Here is an 18,246-nt window from a genome sequence, read left to right on the forward strand (position 1 = left end):
TCTCAGGTCAGCTGGTAATTGACCGGCTGCAGAGGAACCGGCACGTTCGGGTCGTTCAAGGCCTCGAGCAGGCTGATCTCTATGCCGCGGCAGATAGTGTCCAGCGGCAGGTCGTTGCTTTCGATGCCGAACGGCTCTTCGAGCTCGTCGCCCAGCGCGTCGAGGCCGAAGAACGTATAGGCGACGATGGCGACGACGAACGGCGTCATGAAGCCCGTGATGTCGACCAGGCCGAACGGCAGCAAAAAGCAATACATGTAGGCCGTGCGGTGCAGCAGCAGCGCATAGGAGAACGGCATGGGCGTGTGGCGTATGCGCTCGCACGAGGCCGCCGCGCCCAGCATTTCGGTCAGCGTGGTGTCGAAGCGCGTGGCCAGGCAGGGGTCGATCTCGCCGCGGCGCACGCAGTCGCCCAGCTCCTGGCCCATGGTCATCATCAGCGCGTCGGCGCGCTTGCCCACGGGCTTGCGGCGCAAGGCCTCCCACTCCTTCGCCGTGAGCCAGCGCTGCACGTCGTCGGATTCGGGCTGGTCGCGCAGTTGCAGGCGCAGCGCATGCGCATAGGCGATCGCGCGGTGCACCATGCGCACGCGCACATCGGTGTCGCGCTGCGCGGCATCGACGGCCTGCGGCAGATTGATCAGGCCCAGGCATTGGCGCGCGAGCGTGCGCGCCTGGATCACCATCTCGCCCCAGAGCTTGCGGCCTTCCCAGTAGCGGTCGTAGGCGGTGTTGTTGCGAAAGCCCAGGAAGATCGCCAGCGGCAGGCCGATCAGCGTGAAGGGAATGGGCGTCAGCGTGATCTTCACGGAGAACAGGCTGCCATGGGCCAGCGTCACCGCAATCGCCAGCAGCGTGTTGATGGTCAGTGACAGGCGAATGCGCTGCAACACAGAGCCCCGCAAGATGAGGAAAAGCCGGAAACCGGCCGGGCGCTCGCGAACGATCATTGCGGGGGGCAGTCAGGAAAAGGTCAACACTACAATGCAGTTTCCGACGGTCATGCCATCGAAATATTCAGCACAGCCAAAGATTATCGAATAGAGCGCAAGGCCATGCGTTCCTCACTGGATATGCGGCGCACTTTCGCCAGTACAAAAAAAGGCGCTCAATGCAAATGGGAAATTCCGCTTTCAAGCCATTGTCCGCACTGACCTTGCTGTGCCTGATCGCCCTGATCATGTCTTCGGTGGCGCCGTTCGATCGCACCACCTGGTGGCTCGAAGTCGCGCCTGTGCTCATCGCGCTGCCGATTCTGTGGGCCACGCGCTCGCGCTTTCCGCTCACGCCCCTGCTCTACGTCTGCATAGGCCTGCACGCGCTGGTGCTGATCGTCGGCGGCACCTACTCGTACGCGCGCGTGCCATTCGGCTTCGAGATGCAGTCGTGGCTGGACCTGTCGCGCAACCCCTACGACAAGATAGGCCACTTCGCCCAGGGCTTCGTGCCGGCGCTGGTGGCGCGTGAAATCCTGCTGCGCGGCGGCTATGTCAAAGGCGCAAGAATGCTGGCTTTCGTCGTCGTCTGCATCGTGCTGGCCATCAGCGCCAGCTACGAGCTGATCGAATGGGCCGCGGCAATTGCGCTGGGCCAGGGCGCCGACGAATTTCTGGGCACGCAGGGCGATCCCTGGGACACACAATCGGACATGGCCTTCGCCTTGCTCGGCGCGGTGGTTGCCCTGCTGTCGCTGTCGCGCTGGCAGGACCGACAGATCGCACAACTGACCGCCGCCCGCTGAAGGGCGCCGGCCGGCCCGCGCCTGGCGCATTCTCAGACCGACAGCATGCTGCGCTGCAGCAATGCTACGCCCGCCAGGAAATCATCGATATCCATCGCTTCGTGCGGATTGTGCGAGCCGTTCTCGTTGCGGATGAACACCATGCCCGAAGGCACGCCCGCGTTGGCAAACACGGCCGCGTCATGACCGGCGCCGCTGGCGATGCGTTCGAGTTTGTCGCCCGGTGCGGCGACCGCCTCCATGCGATCGAGCCAGCCCGCATCCATGATCGCCGGCTCGGTGAACAGGCGGTCGTCGAATTCGAAGCGCACGTTGCGCGCGCGCTCGATGGCCGCGCACTCTTCGCGCATCAAGGTGTAGAAGCGTTCGAGCGTCTGCGTGTCCTGGCTGCGCACTTCGAAGCTGAAAGCGACTTCGCCGGGAATGACCGAGACCGCATGCGATTGCGCCGACGTGGAGCAAATGCCCGTGGTCATCACCATGTCCATGCCCATCTGCAGCAGCACGCGCCAGTGTTCGTCCATGCGCGACAGCAGCTCGGCGACGGCCAGCAGCGCGTCCTTGCGCAGCCAGCGCGGCACGGCGCCCGAGTGGCCCGACTCGCCTATGCAGCGGATCAGGTTGTGGCGCACATTGCCGCGTATGCCGGTGACCAGGGCCACGGGCCATCCGCGGTTGACCATGATCGGGCCCTGCTCGATATGCACTTCGAGGTAGGCAGCGATATCGGCGATGTCGATCAGCGCCTCGCCGCGGCCTATGGCCGCGACATCGGCGCCACAGCGCGTCATGGCTTCGCTCAAGGTATCGAGGCCGTCGCGGCGCGGGCGCGCCAGCGTGGCCGCAGGCAGCTTGCCCAGCAGCGACAGCGAACCCAGGTAGGCCTTGCCGTACCAAGCGCTTTCCTCGCCGCGCAGCGCCAGCACGCGCACCGGCGGCGCGTCTTCATGGCGGCCGCGCAGGCCCACCAGGATCAGCATGCCGGCGACGATGCCGGCCAGGCCGTCGAAATTGCCGCCCTGCGGCACGGAATCGGCGTGCGAACCTATCACCAGATAAGGCGCGTCGCGCTGGTCTTCGGGCAGGCTCAGCCACAGATTGCCGGCGCGGTCGGTTTCGTGGCGCAGGTCGAGTTCATCGGCCTTGTCCGCGAGAATGCGCAGCGCGGTGTTCTCGCCCTTGCCATAGCTCTCGCGCGTCACTCCCAGGCCGTCGCGCGTGGCTTCGCGGATGTCGGCCAGCAGCGATTCGGCCAGCGCACGGGTGTCGGTCACAGTGGTGCAGGCAATCATGCGCCGGTCCCTCCGTTGCGCAGCGACCAGGCCACGGGCGAGGCCGAGAAGTCGGCGAGCGTGGCTTGTTGCGCGCTGCTCAGTTGGCCGCTGGCCAGCAGGGCTTCATGCAGATGCTTCCAGGTGGCGAGCGCATGCAGCGACAGGCCATGCTCGGCCAGCGTGCTGGCCTCCTGGGCGTAGAGCGCGTAGTCGAGCAGCACCAGCACGTCTTCAACAACGGGGCCCGCGCGGCGCAGCGCCGCGACGGTGCCGGCCTTGGAGCGGCCGTCGGTGGTCACGTCGTCGACCAGCAATACCTTGGCATCGGCGGGCAGCCGGCCTTCGAGCTGGGCCGTGATGTCCCAGCCCACGGGGCGCTTGCGCAGATAGAGCATGGGCAGCTCCAGTCGCTCGGCCAGCCATGCCGCAAAGGCAATGCCCGAGCTTTCGGTGCCGACGATGGCATTGATGCCGCGCGCGGCGATCACCGGCTGCACGCAGCGCGCCGCGAGGTCCATGATTTCGCCGCGCAGCGCGACATCCGACATCAGCACTTGCGCATCCACATAGACCGGGCTGGCCCAGCCCGAGGTGTAGAAGAACGGCTGGTGCGCGGCAATGCGCACGGCACCCAGCCCTACCAAGGCCTGGGCAACGCGGGGTGCGTCGGAGTCGGAAAGAAGCATGGAAATGTCCGTGGGCAAAACGCCATGTTAAGAACCAAGCCGTCCAACCAGAAGTGGCTAAAATTCCTCAAGCCGTTCCCAACCACGATGGCTCGCGCTGCATGCCCTTGTCCGACTTCACTTCCTCGCGCAGCTTTCTGCGCCAGATCGACCTCGCTTCGCTCGACCTGTTCGTGCTCATCTGCGAGCACGGCAGCATCGCGCGCGCCGCCGAGCATGGCGGCATGGTCGCGTCTGCAGTGAGCAAGCGCATCGCCGAACTCGAGTCGCTGGCGCGCACCCCGCTGCTGCTGCGCCACGCGCGCGGCGTGCGCCCCACGCCTGCCGGGCAAGTGCTGCTCGAACACGCGCGCACCATCCTGCTCGACGTGGAACACCTGCGCGACGATTTGATTGAATACGCGCGCGGCGTGCGCGGCCTGGTGCGCCTGAGCGCCAACGCCTCGGCCGTGGAGCAGTTCCTGCCCGAGCACATCGCGCTGTTCGCGCAGCGCCACCCCGACATCCGCATCGACCTGCGCCAGGCGACCAGCCGCAACGTGGCGCGCGCGGTGCGCGACCATCTGGCCGACCTGGGCGTGTGCAGCCCCTGCGACGAAGCCGAAGGCCTCGAATCCATGCCCTACCGGCGCGAACGCATGGTGCTGATCATGCCGGGCGACCACGCGCTGGCGCGCCACACGCAGCTCGCCTATGAGGAGGCGCTCGACTATGCGCAGGTCGGCCTGCGCGACAGCTCCATCGTGCAGGAAACGCTGGACCGCGAAGCGCGCTCGGGCCGGCGCATGCTGCGCCAGCGCATCGAAGTCGACAGCCTGAGCGCGATGTGCCGCATGATCGAATGCGGACTGGGCGTGGGTGTGATGCCCGAAGGCGCTTACCAGCGGCTGGGCGAAACGCGCGAGCTGCATGCCGTGCCGCTGACCGACGCCTGGGCCGAACGCGGCCTCAACCTGTATGCGACGCGCTTTGCCGACCTGCCCGCGCCCGCGCGGCATTTCGCGGCGGCGCTGGTGCAGGAAAAGCAGGTCTAGACGGGCCGCGTTGCCAGCGCAGGTTCTCCCAGCCGCCAGCGCAGTCTTTGCGCGCGCGCCGGTAGAATCCAGGCTCCCTCCTCCCCAGCTACAGGGCGCTTTTCCCGCATCTCAGCCAAGCTAGGAGTTCTCTTTCCGTCATCCGGCTGAGGTGTGCTTGTGCCCGAGCGCTATTACAGAGAACTGCTGCGGTATTTCACGCGCAGCGCAGGCGACCGCGATGTCGCCGCCGACTTGGTACAGAGCGCCTACGCGCGCATCTACGCGCTGCAGCACTCTGGCGGCAGCGTTCTCGACGCCCGCGCCCTGCTCTACCAGACCGCGCGCAACCTGGCCGCGCGGGGTGCGACGCGCCGTGCGACCGAACAACGCGTGCTCGACGCGCTGGCGCTGGTCGCACCTTCCCATGCCCCTTGCGCCGAAAGCAGCGCGATAGCGCGTGAACAGCTGAACCGCTTCCTGGCGCGCCTGGAGGCCATGCCGCGCAAGCGCCGCGACGTTTTCATCCTGGTCCGCATCTATGGCTACAGCTACCGCGAAGCCGCGGAACACCTGGGGACCACCGAAACCAATATCGAACGCCACGTCATGCGCGGCATTCTCGACTGCGCGGCCCATGCGCCGTCGCGCCACTGAAAACGAAAACCAGCCATGGCATTTTCTGAACCTCCGCGCAAAATGGTGGAAACCGCCCTGCTGCTGGTCGGCCGCGTGCACCACGGTGACGCCGAAAAGGCCGCGGCCGCGCAGAGCGAACTGGAAAAGTGGCGTACCGGCTCGCCCGAATGCCGCGCCGCGCTGCAGACCGCGCAAAACCTGTGGGACAGCACCGACGCGAGCTTCCTGCAGTCGGACATTCCGGTGCCCCAGCGCCAGAGTCCCGCGCGCACGCGGCGCAACGCCCTGGGAGTGCTGGGCATGGGCGGCCTCGCCGCGCTGCTGTGGGGTGGCGGCCGCTGGTATTGGCAGCAGCCCGTCTACGAATTGGCGCTGCAAACGGAACATGCGCAGCAGCGTGAAATGCGCTTGCCTGACGGCTCCGAAGTCAGCCTGGCGCCGCACACCCGCACGCGCATCGTGCTGTACCGTGACCGGCGCGAAGTGCAGCTGATGCAGGGCGAAATGCGCTTCCATGTGGCCCGAGACACGGATCGCCCGTTCACCGTCGCGACGCAATGGGGCCTGGTGCGTGTGCTCGGCACCACGTTCAGCGTCAGCACCCGCCACGGTCAGATGCGCGTGGAAGTGGCTGAAGGCCAGGTCGCGGTGCTGCGTGGAGATGGCGCCGGCGCATCCACCGGCGTGGAGCCCGCCGCGGCAGTCACCTTGACGGCGGGGCAGGCGGTCGAGGCGAACGGCCAGGGCCTGGGCCCGCGCACGGAAATTCCCGCCGACAACGTGGGCGCCTGGCGCAGCGGATGGCTGGTGTTCCACGACACGCCGCTGGGCCAGGTGCTGGCCCAATGGAACGACTATCTGCAGCAGCCTTTGCGGCTGGGCAGCCACCCGCGCCTGAAGCACTTGCGGCTTTCGGGAAGTTTCCCGTTGCGCCAACCGCAGGCATTCCTCACCGGTCTGCCCGACATGCTGCCGGTGCGCGTGCTGCGCAATGCCGCGGGCGAAATGCAGGTGGAGCTGCGCTGAGCCACGCGCCCATGACGCGGTGTGAAAAAAGGCGAAGATTTTTTGTCAGGGTTCGGGGCTTTCGTGAGTCTTCTGCAGGAAACCCTCCAACAGAAGCACTTTCTCATGACCAGACTCCCTCCCGCAGCGCGGACCGCGCGACTGTACGCTCCATCATGGGCGGTACGCACCTTGGCCTGTGCCGCGGCCTTGGCCGCGCTGGGCAGCGCCGCCGCCGTCCATGCCCAGACACAGCCGCCCGCCAGCGAACAGCGCGTACCCAACGCGCTGCCGGCCCAGCCCTTGGCACAGACGCTCAATGCGCTGTCACGCCAGACAGGCATGGCGATTGGCGCCGACGCGGCGCTGCTGCAAGGCAAAGTGGCGCCGGCCCTGCCCGGCGGCCTCACGTTGCAGCAGGCCATGGACCGGGCGCTCGCTGGCAGCGGCCTCACCGCCGTGCACAGCGGCCCGCGCACCATCTCCATCCGCCCGCAGCTGCCCGTGGGCAATGCCCACCCGGCGCTGCCCGCCGTCACGGTGACGGCGGCCGTCGACGCCGAGACGCCCACCGGGCCCCTGTCGGGCTATGTGGCCAGACGCGCCATGTCGGGCAGCAAGACCGATACGCCCATCATCGAGACGCCGCAGTCGATTTCGGTGGTGACCAACGAGGAACTGCGCAGCCGCCAGGCCGAAACCCTGGCCCAGGCGCTGAACTACACGCCCGGCTTCACCAGCCAGCCGACGAGCTTCAACCGCACGGCCGACCGCTTCCGCATTCGCGGCATCGATGTGGAGTCCGCGAACAGCGGCTCCATGCGCGACGGGCTGCGACTGCAGAGCAATTCCTACGACGGCATTCAGGAGCCCTATGGATTGGAGCGCGTGGAAGTGCTGCGCGGTGCGGCCTCGGTGCTGTACGGCCAGCTTTCACCCGGCGGTGTGGTCAACGCTGTCAGCAAGCGCCCCACGTCGGAGCCCCTGCGCGAGCTGGGTCTGCAGCTGGGCAACCACGACCGCCGTCAACTGACGGCCGACTTCAGCGGCGCGGTGCCCGGCAGCGAAACGCTCGACTACCGGCTGACCATGCTGGCGCGCGACAGCAACACCGCAGAAAAGCATGTTCAGGACGACAAGCTCTACATCGCTCCGGCACTCACCTGGCGGCCCAGCGCGGACACGTCCTTCACGCTGCTGTCCTTCTACCAGAAGACCGACACGCGCTTTTCGGCGCCCCTGCCTTTCGAGCTGGTCGACGGCGTCGGCAAGGGCCCCTACACCATCGCGCGCGGCGATTTCATCGGCGAGCCCGGCTACGACAAGATGAACGGCGAGATGTTCGCGCTGGGCTATGAGCTGGACCACGCGTTGAACGCCGGCACGCGCATCAACCACCGCCTGCGCCTGTTCGAGTCCAAGGTGACCTGGAACTATCTGCAGGCGCAGACCGGCGCCGCGGCCATTGGCGCGGCGGCCTCGACGGGCATTCTGCGCCGCCAGTACAGCGACCGGCAGGAGCATGCCAAGGGCCTGGCCTCCGACACCCGGGTGGAGTGGAACGGTTCGCTGTGGGGCGCGGAACACAAGCTGCTGGCGGGACTGGACATCTACCGCATGGACTACGACTCGCAGAACTTCCGCGCGAACACCTCGTCGTTGAACCTCGCCACCTACAACTACGGCCAGCCGGTGGTGGTCAATCGCTCCCCTTCGCTGAACCGCGGCTCGCGCCTGCAGACCACGCAGACCGGCCTGTACGCGCAGGACCAGATCAACCTGGGTGAACGTTGGTCGCTGCTGTTCGGCATGCGCCATGACTGGGCCGAACAGGATCAGACCGCGCACCGTGACGGCAGCAATGCCGTGCAGAAGGACGAAGCCACCACATGGCGCACCGGCCTGGTCTACAAGGCCGCCAACGGCCTGGCGCCGTACCTGAGCTACAGCGAATCGTTCTTCCCGGTGTCCGTGTCCGAAGTCTCGGGCCAGACTTTCCGTCCGACGCGCGGCAAGCAGTACGAAGCTGGCGTGCGCTTCCAGCCCGAAGGCAGCCGCATGCTGCTGAGCGCCGCGGTCTACACGCTGGAGCAGGCCAATGTGCTGAAGTTCGACGCCGGGCAGAACAGCTACCGCCAGACAGGCCGCATGCGTTCCCGCGGCTTCGAAGTCGAAGCCAAGGCCGAGCTGTCCCGCGCGCTCAGCGTGATTGCCTCCTATGCCTACACCGATGCGCGTGTGACCCGCAGCACCATCGCCAGCGAGATCGGCCAGCGCAGCGAGGACACGCCGTACCACCAGGCCGCGCTCTGGGCCGATTACAACTTCGGCGCATTCGGTCTGCCGCAGCTGCGCCTGGCGGCCGGCGCCCGCTACAAGGGAACGACGCAGGCATCCGGCATTGCGACGCCCATGCCGGCCTACCTGCTGATCGACGCCATGCTCGCCTACCGCATCGACGCGCACTGGGACCTGAGCCTCAACGTCAGCAACCTGGCCAACAAGAAGTTCACCTATTGCGAGTTCGCCATCTGCCGCTACGGCGACGCGCGCCAGGCCAATGCCAACCTGATCTACCGCTGGTGATGCCCAGGCCTGGAGCGTCCCTGCGCGCAGGGATGGTGGTGGCCCACCGGCTGGCCGGTCTGACGCTGGCCGCCTTTTTGCTCATGGCCGGGCTCACGGGCAGCTTGCTGGCCTGGCATGCGGAGCTGGACGCCGCGATCAATCCGCATTGGTTCCGCGTGCAGCCGCCGTCCCCGGGCGCGCCCGCGCTCGATGCACTGACGCTGCGCGAAGCGGTGCAGGCGCGCCATCCCCAGGCCCTGGCGGCACGCGTGCCCCTCGCGCCCGAGCCCGGCGAGGCGGCGGTGTTTCTGCTGCGGCCTTTGCCCGGCGCAGGCCGGCTCGAGAACGACCAGGTCTTCATCGACCCCTACAGCGCGCGCATATTGGGAGAGCGCCGATGGGGCGATGTGTCGCAGACCTGGCGCAACCTCATGCCCTTTCTTTATCGCCTGCACTATTCTCTTGCGCTCGGGACGGTAGGCACCTGGCTGCTGGGACTGGTGTCGCTGCTGTGGATGCTCGATAGCTTCGCGGGCTTCTATCTCACGCTGCCGGCCCGGTCGAAAAGCCCTCGCTCCGCCTGGTCTGCGCGCTGGGCGCGCGCCTGGAAGCTGGACCTGCAAAGCCGCTGGCGGGCGACGTTCGATCTGCACCGCGCCGGCGGCTTGTGGCTGTGGCCGGTGCTGTTCGTTCTCGCCTGGAGCAGCTTTGCGCTCAATCTGCCGCAATGGCACGATCCCCTGCTGCGGACCGTCAGCATGCAACAGCCCGGCACCGCGGATCTGCCACGTCGGTCCCAAGCGTTGCGGCAGCCCGCCCTGGACTGGCGTGCGGCGCATCTGCGTGCCCGGGCGCTCATGCAGGCCCAGGCCGCACTGCATGGTTTTTCCGTGCTGCGCGAAAGCTCACTGGCCTACGACCCCGTTCGGGGGCTCTACCGCTATGACGTGCGCAGCAGCCTGGACATCAAGGACCGCGGCGGCAGCACGCGGCTGTTTCTGGACGGCAACAGCGGCGCGCTGGTCGCCACCTGGTTTCCCACGGGAGCGGCGGGCGGCGACACGTTCATCACCTGGATCAGCAGCCTGCACATGGCCGCGGTAGGCGGCAGCGCCTACAAGGTCGCAATGACCGGCGCAGGCGCCGGCATCGCCATGCTGAGCATCACCGGCGTGCTGATCTGGCTGCGCAAGCGGCGTGCCCGTGCCCGGCGCTGAGAACTTTCCGGCGGCGCGGGTCCGGGAAAAATCGGCTTCAGCCCTCGGGGCCCAGCAGCATGCGTGAGCTCTTGGGCAGATGCGCGGTCAGAAACTCCATCTGGTCGGCCAGAATGCGGCGGTTGCGCAGGATGAAGTCTTCCCAGAGGCTGGGCACATAGGGTGCATAGAGCAGCGGCATGCGCGCCTGCTCGGGCGTGCGCGCGCCCTTGCGGTGGTTGCAGGGGCGGCAGGCCGTGACCACGTTCATCCAGTGGTCCTGGCCGCGCGCGGCCTGGGGCAGGATGTGCTCGCGCGTCAGGTCGCTGTCGGCAAAAAGCTGGCCGCAGTAGGCACAGACGCAACGGTCGCGCGCGAACAGCTTGCTGTTGGTGAGGCCGGGCTTGAGCGCATGCGGGTTGATGGCGGGCATGCCGCGCGTGCCGATGATGCTGTTGACGTGGATCACCGACTGCAGGCCGGTGCGCGCGTTGTGGCCGCCGCGAAAACAGGCGATCGCGCCCCCGGACTCCCAGCGCACGGCATCGGCGGCGTAATACAACACCGCCTGTTCGAGCGTGAGCCAGGACTGGGGCAGTCCCTGCGCGGACAATTTCAGCACCTTCACAACATGCCTCCTTTGCAATCACCATCGCCAAGGAACATCGGCCCGACCGAAACAACCCGTGGATCGGAGCCAACGTGTCTCTGGCAATATACTCGCTTTGAGCGAAAACCCGCAGGCTGCGCTGGATGGACATGCGCGCATCGCTATCAAAACCAAAGCATATTGATGAAGATTTTCCGCGGCTTCCAGCACTCGGGGCGTGAACCAGCCTGTGCCCTGACGATTGGCAATTTCGATGGTGTCCACCGCGGACACCAGGCCATGCTGTCCCTGCTCGCGGGCGAAGCCCGGCAGCGCGGCGTCGCCACCTGCGTGCTCACGTTCGAGCCGCATCCGCGCGACTATTTCGCCAAGGTGCTGAACCAGCCCGGGCTCGCGCCGGCGCGCATCTGCACGCTGCGCGACAAGCTCGAAGCGCTGGAGCGCTGCGGCGTGGACCAGGTCGTGGTGCTGCCGTTCAACCAGCAACTGGCCAGCCAGTCGCCCCAGGCCTTCATCGACGAAGTGCTGCTCGAAGGTCTGGGCGCGCGCTATGTGCTGGTCGGCGACGATTTCTGCTTCGGCGCCAAGCGCGCCGGCGACTACGCCATGCTCGACGCCGCGGGCCAGCGCAGCGGCTTCGACGTGGCGCGCATGAACAGCTACGAAGTGCACGGCCTGCGCGTGTCGAGTTCCGCGGTGCGCGACGCGCTGGCCGCGGGCCAGATGGACGCCGCCGCGCGCCTGCTGGGCCACCCGTATACGATTTCGGGCCATGTTCTGCATGGCCGAAAGCTCGGCCGCCAGCTCGCCGAGTCGAGCGCGGGCGCGCACGACGGCTTTCGCACGCTGAACCTGCGCTTCGCGCACTGGAAGCCCGCGGCCGGCGGCATTTTCGCCGTGCATGTGCACGGCTTGTCCGACCAGCCGCTGCAAGGCGTCGCCAACCTGGGCGTGCGCCCTTCGCTGGACCCGAACGACGTCAACGGCGGGCGCGTGCTGCTCGAAACCCACTGCCTCGATTGGCCCGCCCACCTGGGGGCTGAAGGGGCATACGGTAAAATCATCCGCGTGGAACTTCTGCACAAACTGCATGACGAGTTGAAGTACGACAGTCTGCAATCTCTCACCGAAGGGATTGCCAAGGACTGCGATGATGCGCGCGCGCTGTTTGCCGCGCTGCCCGCGCCCACTTACACCGAAACCCGTCGGCAAACGACCCGCGATCGAATTTGACGCGCGCCCTGCGCTTCAGGAGCTGGGCATGTCGCCCGCGCTCCACTCCCGCCCCGCTTTCCATGTCCGGGCCACTTCCCCGGGCAACGCTTCGCTTTGAAGGTTTCCATGTCCGATCAAGCCAAAAATACCCCCGCCGCTGCCAGCAGCTATCGCAGCACCCTGAACATGCCCGACACCCCGTTCCCCATGCGCGGCGACCTGCCCAAGCGGGAAGCCGGCTGGACCAAGGAATGGGAAGACCAGGGTGTCTACAAGAAGCTGCGTGACGCACGCTGCGGCGCGCCCAAGTTCATCCTGCACGACGGCCCGCCGTATGCCAACGGCCAGATCCACATCGGCCACGCGGTCAACAAGGTGCTCAAGGACATGATCGTCAAGAGCCGCCAGCTCGAAGGCTTTGACGCGCTCTACGTGCCGGGCTGGGACTGCCACGGCCTGCCGATCGAGAACGCGATCGAGAAGCTGCACGGCCGCAATCTGCCGCGCGACGAAATGCAGGCCAAGAGCCGCGCGTTCGCGACCGCGCAGATCGCCCAGCAGATGGCCGACTTCAAGCGCCTGGGCGTGCTCGGCGACTGGGACAACCCGTACAAGACCATGAACTACGCCAACGAGGCCGCCGAACTGCGCGCCTTGAAGCGTGTCATGGAGCGCGGCTACGTCTACCGCGGCCTCAAGCCCGTGTACTGGTGCTTCGACTGCGGCTCGTCGCTGGCCGAGTTCGAAATCGAATACGCCGACAAGAAGAGCCAGACGCTGGACGTGATGTTCCCCTCGGCCGAGCCTGAAAAGCTGGCCGCGGCCTTCGGTCTGCCCCAGCTGTCCAAGACCGCCTATATCGTCATCTGGACCACGACCGCCTGGACCATCCCCGCGAACCAGGCGCTCAACGTCAACCCCGCGCTCGAATACAGCCTGGTCGACACCGAGCGCGGCGTGCTGATCGTCGCCAGCGCGCTGGTCGAGAAGTGTCTGGCCCGCTGGAATATCGAAGGCACGGTGCTGGCCACGGCGCTGGGCGAGAAGCTCGACCACCTGAACTTCCGCCACCCGCTGGCCGAAGTCGACGCCGGCTACAACCGCCTGTCGCCCGTCTACCTGGCCGACTACGCCACGGCAGACGACGGCACGGGTATCGTGCACTCGGCACCTGCCTATGGCGTGGATGACTTCAACTCCTGCGTCGCCAACGGCCTGGAGTACGACAACATCCTCAACCCCGTGCAGGGCAACGGCGTGTACGCACCCGAGCTGCCGCTGTTCGCGGGTCAGCATATCTGGAAGGCCGCGCCGGTCATCATCGAGACGCTGCGCGACGCCGGCCGCCTGCTCGACAGCCAGACCATCACCCACAGCTACCCGCACTGCTGGCGCCACAAGACGCCGGTGATCTACCGCGCGGCCGCCCAGTGGTTCGTGCGCATGGATGAAGGCGAAGGCGTGTTCACCAAGGACAAGGCGCCGGGCACGCTGCGCGAGACCGCGCTGGCGGCGATCGAGCAGACCCAGTTCTACCCCGAAAACGGCAAGGAGCGCCTGCGCGCGATGATCGCCGGCCGGCCCGACTGGTGCATCTCGCGCCAGCGCAGCTGGGGCGTGCCCCTGCCGTTCTTCCTGCATGTGGACTCGGGTGAACTGCATCCGCGCACCATGGAAATCATCGACCAGGCCGCGGCCATGATCGAGCAAGGCGGCATCGAGGCCTGGAGCCGCGTGAGCACCGAGGAAATCCTCGGCGCCGAGGAAGCCGCCCAGTACACCAAGAGCACCGACATCCTCGAAGTCTGGTTCGACTCGGGCTCGACGTTCTGGCATGTGATGCGCGGCACCCACCCCGACATGCACCACGACAGCGGCCCCGAAGCCGACCTGTACCTCGAAGGCCATGACCAGCACCGCGGCTGGTTCCACTCGTCGCTGCTGCTGGCTTCGGCCATCTACGGCCGCGCGCCTTATCGCGGCCTGCTGACCCACGGCTTCACCGTCGACGGCCAGGGCAAGAAGATGAGCAAGTCGGTGGGCAACACCGTCGCGCCGCAGGACGTGTCGAGCAAGCTGGGCGCCGAAATCATCCGCCTGTGGGTGGCTTCGACCGATTACTCGGGCGACCTGGCCATCGACGACAAGATCCTGGCGCGCGTGGTCGATGCCTATCGCCGCATCCGCAACACGCTGCGCTTCCTGCTGGCCAACGTCAGCGACTTCGACCCCGCGACCGACAGCGTGCCTTTCGAGCAGATGCTCGAAATCGACCGCTACGCGCTGGCGCGCGCGCACCAGCTGCAAGGCGAGATCCTGGGCCACTATCAGGTCTACGAATTCCACCCCGTGGTCGCCAAGCTGCAGCTGTACTGCTCGGAAGACCTGGGCGGCTTCTACCTCGACGTGCTCAAGGACCGCCTGTACACCAGCGCGCCCAAGAGCCTGGCACGCCGTTCGGCGCAGACCGCGCTGTGGCAGATCACGCATGCGATGCTGCGCTGGATGGCGCCGTTCCTGTCGTTCACCGCGGAAGAAGCCTGGAAGATCTTCGGCGACAGCGAAACCATTTTCCTGGAGAAGTTCAGCGACCTGCCCGCGGGCGACGCGGCGCTGCTCGCCAAGTGGGCGCGCATCCGCGAAATCCGCGATCTGGTGAACAAGGACATCGAAGCCGTGCGCACCACGGGCCAAGTGGGCTCGTCGCTGCAGGCCGAAGTCACGCTGGCGGCCGAACCCGAAGATCTGGCGCTGCTGCAAAGCCTGGGCGACGACCTGAAGTTCGTGTTCATCACCTCGGCCGCGCAGGCCGTGGCCGGCGCTGCACTGCAGTCGACCGTGGCCCCGAGCGCGCACGACAAGTGCGAGCGCTGCTGGCACTACCGCGAAGACGTGGGCGTCAACCCCGCCCACCCGACGCTGTGCGGCCGCTGCGACAGCAATCTGCATGGCGCCGGTGAAGACCGGAAAGTCGCCTGATGGTCACAGCCATTCCCACCGCCTCGCGCCCGGCCATCTGGCCGTGGCTGGCCTGGGCGCTGCTGCTGATCGTCGTCGATCAACTCACCAAGCAGTGGATCCTGGCGTACTACCAGCTCGGTGATTTCACGCCGATCACGGGCTTCTTCAACATCGTGCGCGCGCACAACACCGGCGCGGCGTTCTCGTTCCTGGCGGACGCCGGCGGATGGCAGCGCTGGCTGTTCACGGGCATTGGCGTGGTCGCGACCGTGGTCATCGTCTGGCAGCTGCACGCCCACCGCGGCCAACGGCTGCTGGGCCTGGCGCTGTCGAGCATCCTGGGCGGCGCGATCGGCAATGTGGTCGACCGCCTGCAGCATGGCTATGTGGTCGATTTTCTCGACTTCTACTGGGGTACGTCGCACTTTCCGGCGTTCAACGTGGCCGACATGGCGATCAGCATCGGTGCGGTGCTGCTGATCCTCGACGAGCTGCGTCGCATGCGCAAGAAGAGCGGCGCCTGAAACGGCCGTAGCCGGCCCTGTGGTCATAGGGCAAGCCGTTCATCCTTGGTCGCGACGGATCTCAAGAGACAGGTTTTTGTCAACCAAATCAATGACTTAGAAGGTGGTCTATTTTTTGCAAACGGCGACAAAACAGTGACCCGTTCGTGGTGAGCTTGTCGAACCATGAACGGCCCGTCCTCATGACTTGAGCGCAGGCCGTTCATCCTTCGACAAGCTCAGGACGAACGGGGGTCGAGGCCCGATGTTTCTTTTTGATGCCTTGCGAGACTTCGGCTCGCTTACCCCGCTCAGCACGAACGGAATTTCGAGCCCAAGCCTCGCTTAACATTGCGCATGGATGAGCGAGCTCCAACACTGCGCCACGTAGGTCAAACGCGCATAAACGCGCGCAAACGCGTCATTTCGACCACTTTTGTGGCGCAGACACGCACATCGCGCTATAGTGATTGGTTCTGCCCATGAAACACTTACTCAACCTTCTGGCCGCCGTCGCACTGCTTGTGTGGGGTACCCACATGGTTCGAACCGGGGTCTTGCGCGTCTTCGGTGCGAACCTGCGAAATCTGCTTGCCCGCAGCATGGGCAACCGCGTTTCCGCGGTGCTCTCCGGGATAGGCGTGACCGCGCTGGTGCAGTCGAGCACCGCGACTTCGCTGATGACTTCGTCGTTCGTCGGCCAGGGCCTTATCACCCTGCCCTCGGCGCTGGCCGTGATGCGCGGCGCCGATGTGGGCACGGCGATGATGTCGGTGCTGTTCGCCACCGATCTCTCCTGGCTCTCTCCGCTGTTGATTTTTGTCGGCGTGGTGCTGTTCATCACGCGCCAGGACAGCACGGCCGGGCGCATAGGCCGGGTGCTGATCGGCCTGGGCGTGATGCTGCTGGCGCTGCGCCTGGTCGTCGAAGCCACGGAACCGCTGGTCGAGTCCAACGTGATACGCACGCTGCTCGGTTCCATGACCAGCGATATCTTCCTCGAATTGCTGATGGGCGCGGTGCTCGCGGTCATGGCCTATTCGAGCCTGGCAATCGTGCTGCTGATTGCCGCCATGGCCAGCTCGGGCGCCGTGCCGCTCGACGTGGCGCTGGGCCTGGTGCTGGGCGCGAACCTGGGCAGCGGCCTGGTCGCCGTGCTGACCACGGCCAAGTCCAGCGCCGAAGTGCGCCAGGTCACCGTGGGCAACATGCTGTTCAAGATCATGGGCGTGGCGCTGGCCCTGCCCGCGGTCGGACTGTGGATGCAGCATGTGCGACCCATCATCGGCGACGGTGCGCGCAACGTGGTGCTGTTCCACCTCGCGTTCAACATCTTCAATACGCTGTTCTTCATAGGCATGACCAATATGGTCGCCAAATGGGTCACCACGCTGCTGCCCAAGCCCGCGCCGGGCTCGGGCAATCCGCTGCGTCCGCGCCACCTCGACGCGTCGGCGCTGGCTACCCCGTCGCTGGCCATTTCGTGCGCCGCGCGCGAAGCGCTGCACCAGGCCGACATCGTCGAAGCCATGCTGATCGGCATGCACAAGGTCGTGGTCAACGACGACCTGAAGCTGTCGGCAGAGTTGCGCCATCTCGACGACACCGTCGACGAGCTGTACTCGGCGATCAAGTACTACATGACCAAGATCTCGCGCGCCGAGCTCGACGAGAAGGAAGGCCAGCGCTGGACCGAAGTCATCAGCTTCACCATCAACATGGAGCAGATCGGCGACCTGATCGAGCGCGTGCTGCAGGACATCGAGACCAAGAAGATCAAGAAGGGCCGGCAGTTCTCCGCGGCCGGCCTGCAGGAAATCAACGACCTGCATGCCCGCCTGCTCGACAACCTGCGGCTGGCGATGAGCGTGTTCCTCACGGGCAATGTGCGCGACGCGCAGAAGCTGCTCGAAGAAAAGGCGCGGTTTCGCGATCTGGAGCTGGCGTACTCGGCCTCGCATCTGGTGCGGCTGTCGGACAACACCATGCCCAGCATAGAGACCAGCTCGCTACACATCGATTTGATCAGCGAACTCAAGCGCATCAACTCGCTGCTGTGCTCGGTGGCCTATCCCATTCTCGAATCGGCCGGCGCGCTGGCGCCCAGCCGATTGCGCGAGAAGCCCCTGGCCAAGCAGGAGTGACAGTGCCGGGGCGGGCTTACCAGCCCCAATACCCGGCCCACACCAGCGCCGCCTCGGGCGTGAAGCGCTCCTCGCCGGCCCAGGCCTGGACCTGGTCGGCGGGCAGCAGCGCAAAGCCCTGGACTTCCCCGTCCTGGTTGTCGGGCAGCACGCCATCGGGCACGGTCGCCACATACCAATGGATGCGCTCCCGGATATAGCCGCAGCCGTCGCCTTCGTCGCTGGGCTGGTTCAATTCAAAGAATCCGCCATGGCGCAGGTCTCGCAGCGCCTCCAGGCGCAGACCGGCCTCTTCCCAGGTTTCGCGTGCCAGCGCGGTGTCGAGATCGTCCTGCGCAGACACCATGCCGCCCATCAGCGTGTCCCAGCGATTCGGAAACATCGCCTTGTCGGCCGCGCGCTGCTGCACCCATAGCCTGCCGTCGGGTGCGACGCCCACCAAGTGCACGGCCAGGGTGGGAATGCCCAGCACGCGCACCGCGCCGCGCTCCACGGTCGCGATGGACTCGCCGGCCGCATTGCGCACCGCGAGCTGCTCGTTGCGCCAGGGCCCGCAGCGGCCGTCGGCGCGCAGCACCTGGGCCAGCCGGTTCAGCGCCAGCGTCGCGCCCTCGCCGGCCTGCACCTGCAGCCACCAGCCGGTTTCGCCCGCCGCATCGCGGCGCACGATATCGATGCCCATCGCGCGCAG

At 66.4% G+C, this 18,246-nt stretch carries 15 protein-coding genes; 10 read left to right on the forward strand and 5 right to left on the reverse strand.

Features of this window, described 5'->3' with window-relative positions; translation table 11 throughout:
* Positions 1 to 2: 2 nt before the first annotated feature.
* Positions 3 to 950: a bestrophin family protein gene (locus tag KHY18_RS04095; protein ID WP_213294587.1), complete on the reverse strand. Its 948-nt coding sequence runs from the start codon at positions 948 to 950 to the stop codon at positions 3 to 5.
* A gap of 167 nt (positions 951 to 1,117) precedes the next feature.
* Here KHY18_RS04095 and KHY18_RS04100 point away from each other — a divergent pair, with 167 nt between their 5' ends.
* Positions 1,118 to 1,741 (forward strand): DUF2238 domain-containing protein, encoded by a 624-nt coding sequence (locus KHY18_RS04100; RefSeq protein ID WP_213294590.1) that lies wholly within the window; start codon positions 1,118 to 1,120, stop codon positions 1,739 to 1,741.
* A gap of 32 nt (positions 1,742 to 1,773) precedes the next feature.
* Here the strand turns inward: KHY18_RS04100 and KHY18_RS04105 are convergent, their stop codons facing one another.
* Both KHY18_RS04105 and KHY18_RS04110 read right to left on the reverse strand, forming a co-directional pair.
* A complete protein-coding gene (locus tag KHY18_RS04105) occupies positions 1,774 to 3,033 on the reverse strand; it encodes a hydantoinase/carbamoylase family amidase (protein ID WP_213294593.1) in 1,260 nt (419 codons plus the stop codon).
* Positions 3,030 to 3,701: an orotate phosphoribosyltransferase gene (locus KHY18_RS04110; protein WP_213294596.1), complete on the reverse strand. Its 672-nt coding sequence runs from the start codon at positions 3,699 to 3,701 to the stop codon at positions 3,030 to 3,032. The genes KHY18_RS04105 and KHY18_RS04110 overlap by 4 nt, the downstream gene beginning before the upstream one ends.
* 107 nt (positions 3,702 to 3,808) lie before the next feature.
* Here KHY18_RS04110 and KHY18_RS04115 point away from each other — a divergent pair, with 107 nt between their 5' ends.
* From KHY18_RS04115 to KHY18_RS04135, 5 genes are all read left to right on the forward strand, one after another.
* Complete coding sequence (locus KHY18_RS04115; protein WP_213294639.1) at positions 3,809 to 4,735, forward strand: LysR family transcriptional regulator; 927 nt, start codon at positions 3,809 to 3,811, stop codon at positions 4,733 to 4,735.
* 159 nt (positions 4,736 to 4,894) lie between these two features.
* Positions 4,895 to 5,371, forward strand: coding sequence for an RNA polymerase sigma factor (locus KHY18_RS04120; RefSeq protein ID WP_213294598.1), 477 nt, complete (start codon positions 4,895 to 4,897; stop codon positions 5,369 to 5,371).
* Between the two features lie 42 nt (positions 5,372 to 5,413).
* On the forward strand, positions 5,414 to 6,379 hold the full coding sequence (locus KHY18_RS04125) for a FecR family protein (protein WP_213294600.1): 966 nt from the start codon (positions 5,414 to 5,416) through the stop codon (positions 6,377 to 6,379).
* A 105-nt stretch (positions 6,380 to 6,484) separates the two neighbouring features.
* On the forward strand, positions 6,485 to 8,944 hold the full coding sequence (locus tag KHY18_RS04130; protein ID WP_213294602.1) for a TonB-dependent siderophore receptor: 2,460 nt from the start codon (positions 6,485 to 6,487) through the stop codon (positions 8,942 to 8,944).
* The gene (locus KHY18_RS04135; protein WP_213294604.1) at positions 8,944 to 10,143 is read left to right on the forward strand and encodes a PepSY-associated TM helix domain-containing protein; all 1,200 of its coding nucleotides are present in this window, start codon (positions 8,944 to 8,946) and stop codon (positions 10,141 to 10,143) included. The genes KHY18_RS04130 and KHY18_RS04135 overlap by 1 nt, the downstream gene beginning before the upstream one ends.
* Before the next feature lie 37 nt (positions 10,144 to 10,180).
* Here the strand turns inward: KHY18_RS04135 and KHY18_RS04140 are convergent, their stop codons facing one another.
* Positions 10,181 to 10,750, reverse strand: a complete 570-nt coding sequence (locus tag KHY18_RS04140; RefSeq protein ID WP_213294606.1) for an HNH endonuclease — start codon at positions 10,748 to 10,750, stop codon at positions 10,181 to 10,183.
* Positions 10,751 to 10,915: 165 nt separating this feature from the next.
* On the opposite strand from KHY18_RS04140, the gene KHY18_RS04145 reads away from it, so the two are divergent.
* The 4 genes from KHY18_RS04145 (at position 10,916) to KHY18_RS04160 (ending at position 17,555) form a co-directional block, all read left to right on the forward strand.
* Entirely contained in the window at positions 10,916 to 11,965 is a 1,050-nt protein-coding gene (locus KHY18_RS04145) for a bifunctional riboflavin kinase/FAD synthetase (protein ID WP_213294609.1), read from the forward strand.
* 108 nt (positions 11,966 to 12,073) lie between these two features.
* Positions 12,074 to 14,926 carry an isoleucine--tRNA ligase gene (gene ileS, locus KHY18_RS04150; protein ID WP_213294612.1) on the forward strand — a complete coding sequence of 951 codons (2,853 nt, stop codon included), beginning with the start codon at positions 12,074 to 12,076 and terminating at the stop codon, positions 14,924 to 14,926.
* Entirely contained in the window at positions 14,926 to 15,432 is a 507-nt protein-coding gene (gene lspA, locus KHY18_RS04155; RefSeq protein WP_213294615.1) for a signal peptidase II, read from the forward strand. Before ileS ends, lspA begins: the two co-directional genes overlap by 1 nt.
* Positions 15,433 to 15,893: 461 nt before the next feature.
* Complete coding sequence (locus KHY18_RS04160; protein ID WP_213294618.1) at positions 15,894 to 17,555, forward strand: Na/Pi cotransporter family protein; 1,662 nt, start codon at positions 15,894 to 15,896, stop codon at positions 17,553 to 17,555.
* Positions 17,556 to 17,571: 16 nt separating this feature from the next.
* Here KHY18_RS04160 and KHY18_RS04165 read toward each other — a convergent pair.
* Positions 17,572 to 18,246 (reverse strand): NUDIX hydrolase (locus tag KHY18_RS04165; RefSeq protein ID WP_249728899.1); only part of this gene is annotated, 675 nt, incomplete at its 5' end.

This window comes from Acidovorax sp. CCYZU-2555 (assembly GCF_018413525.1).
Taxonomy (GTDB): Bacteria; Pseudomonadota; Gammaproteobacteria; order Burkholderiales; family Burkholderiaceae_C; genus Comamonas.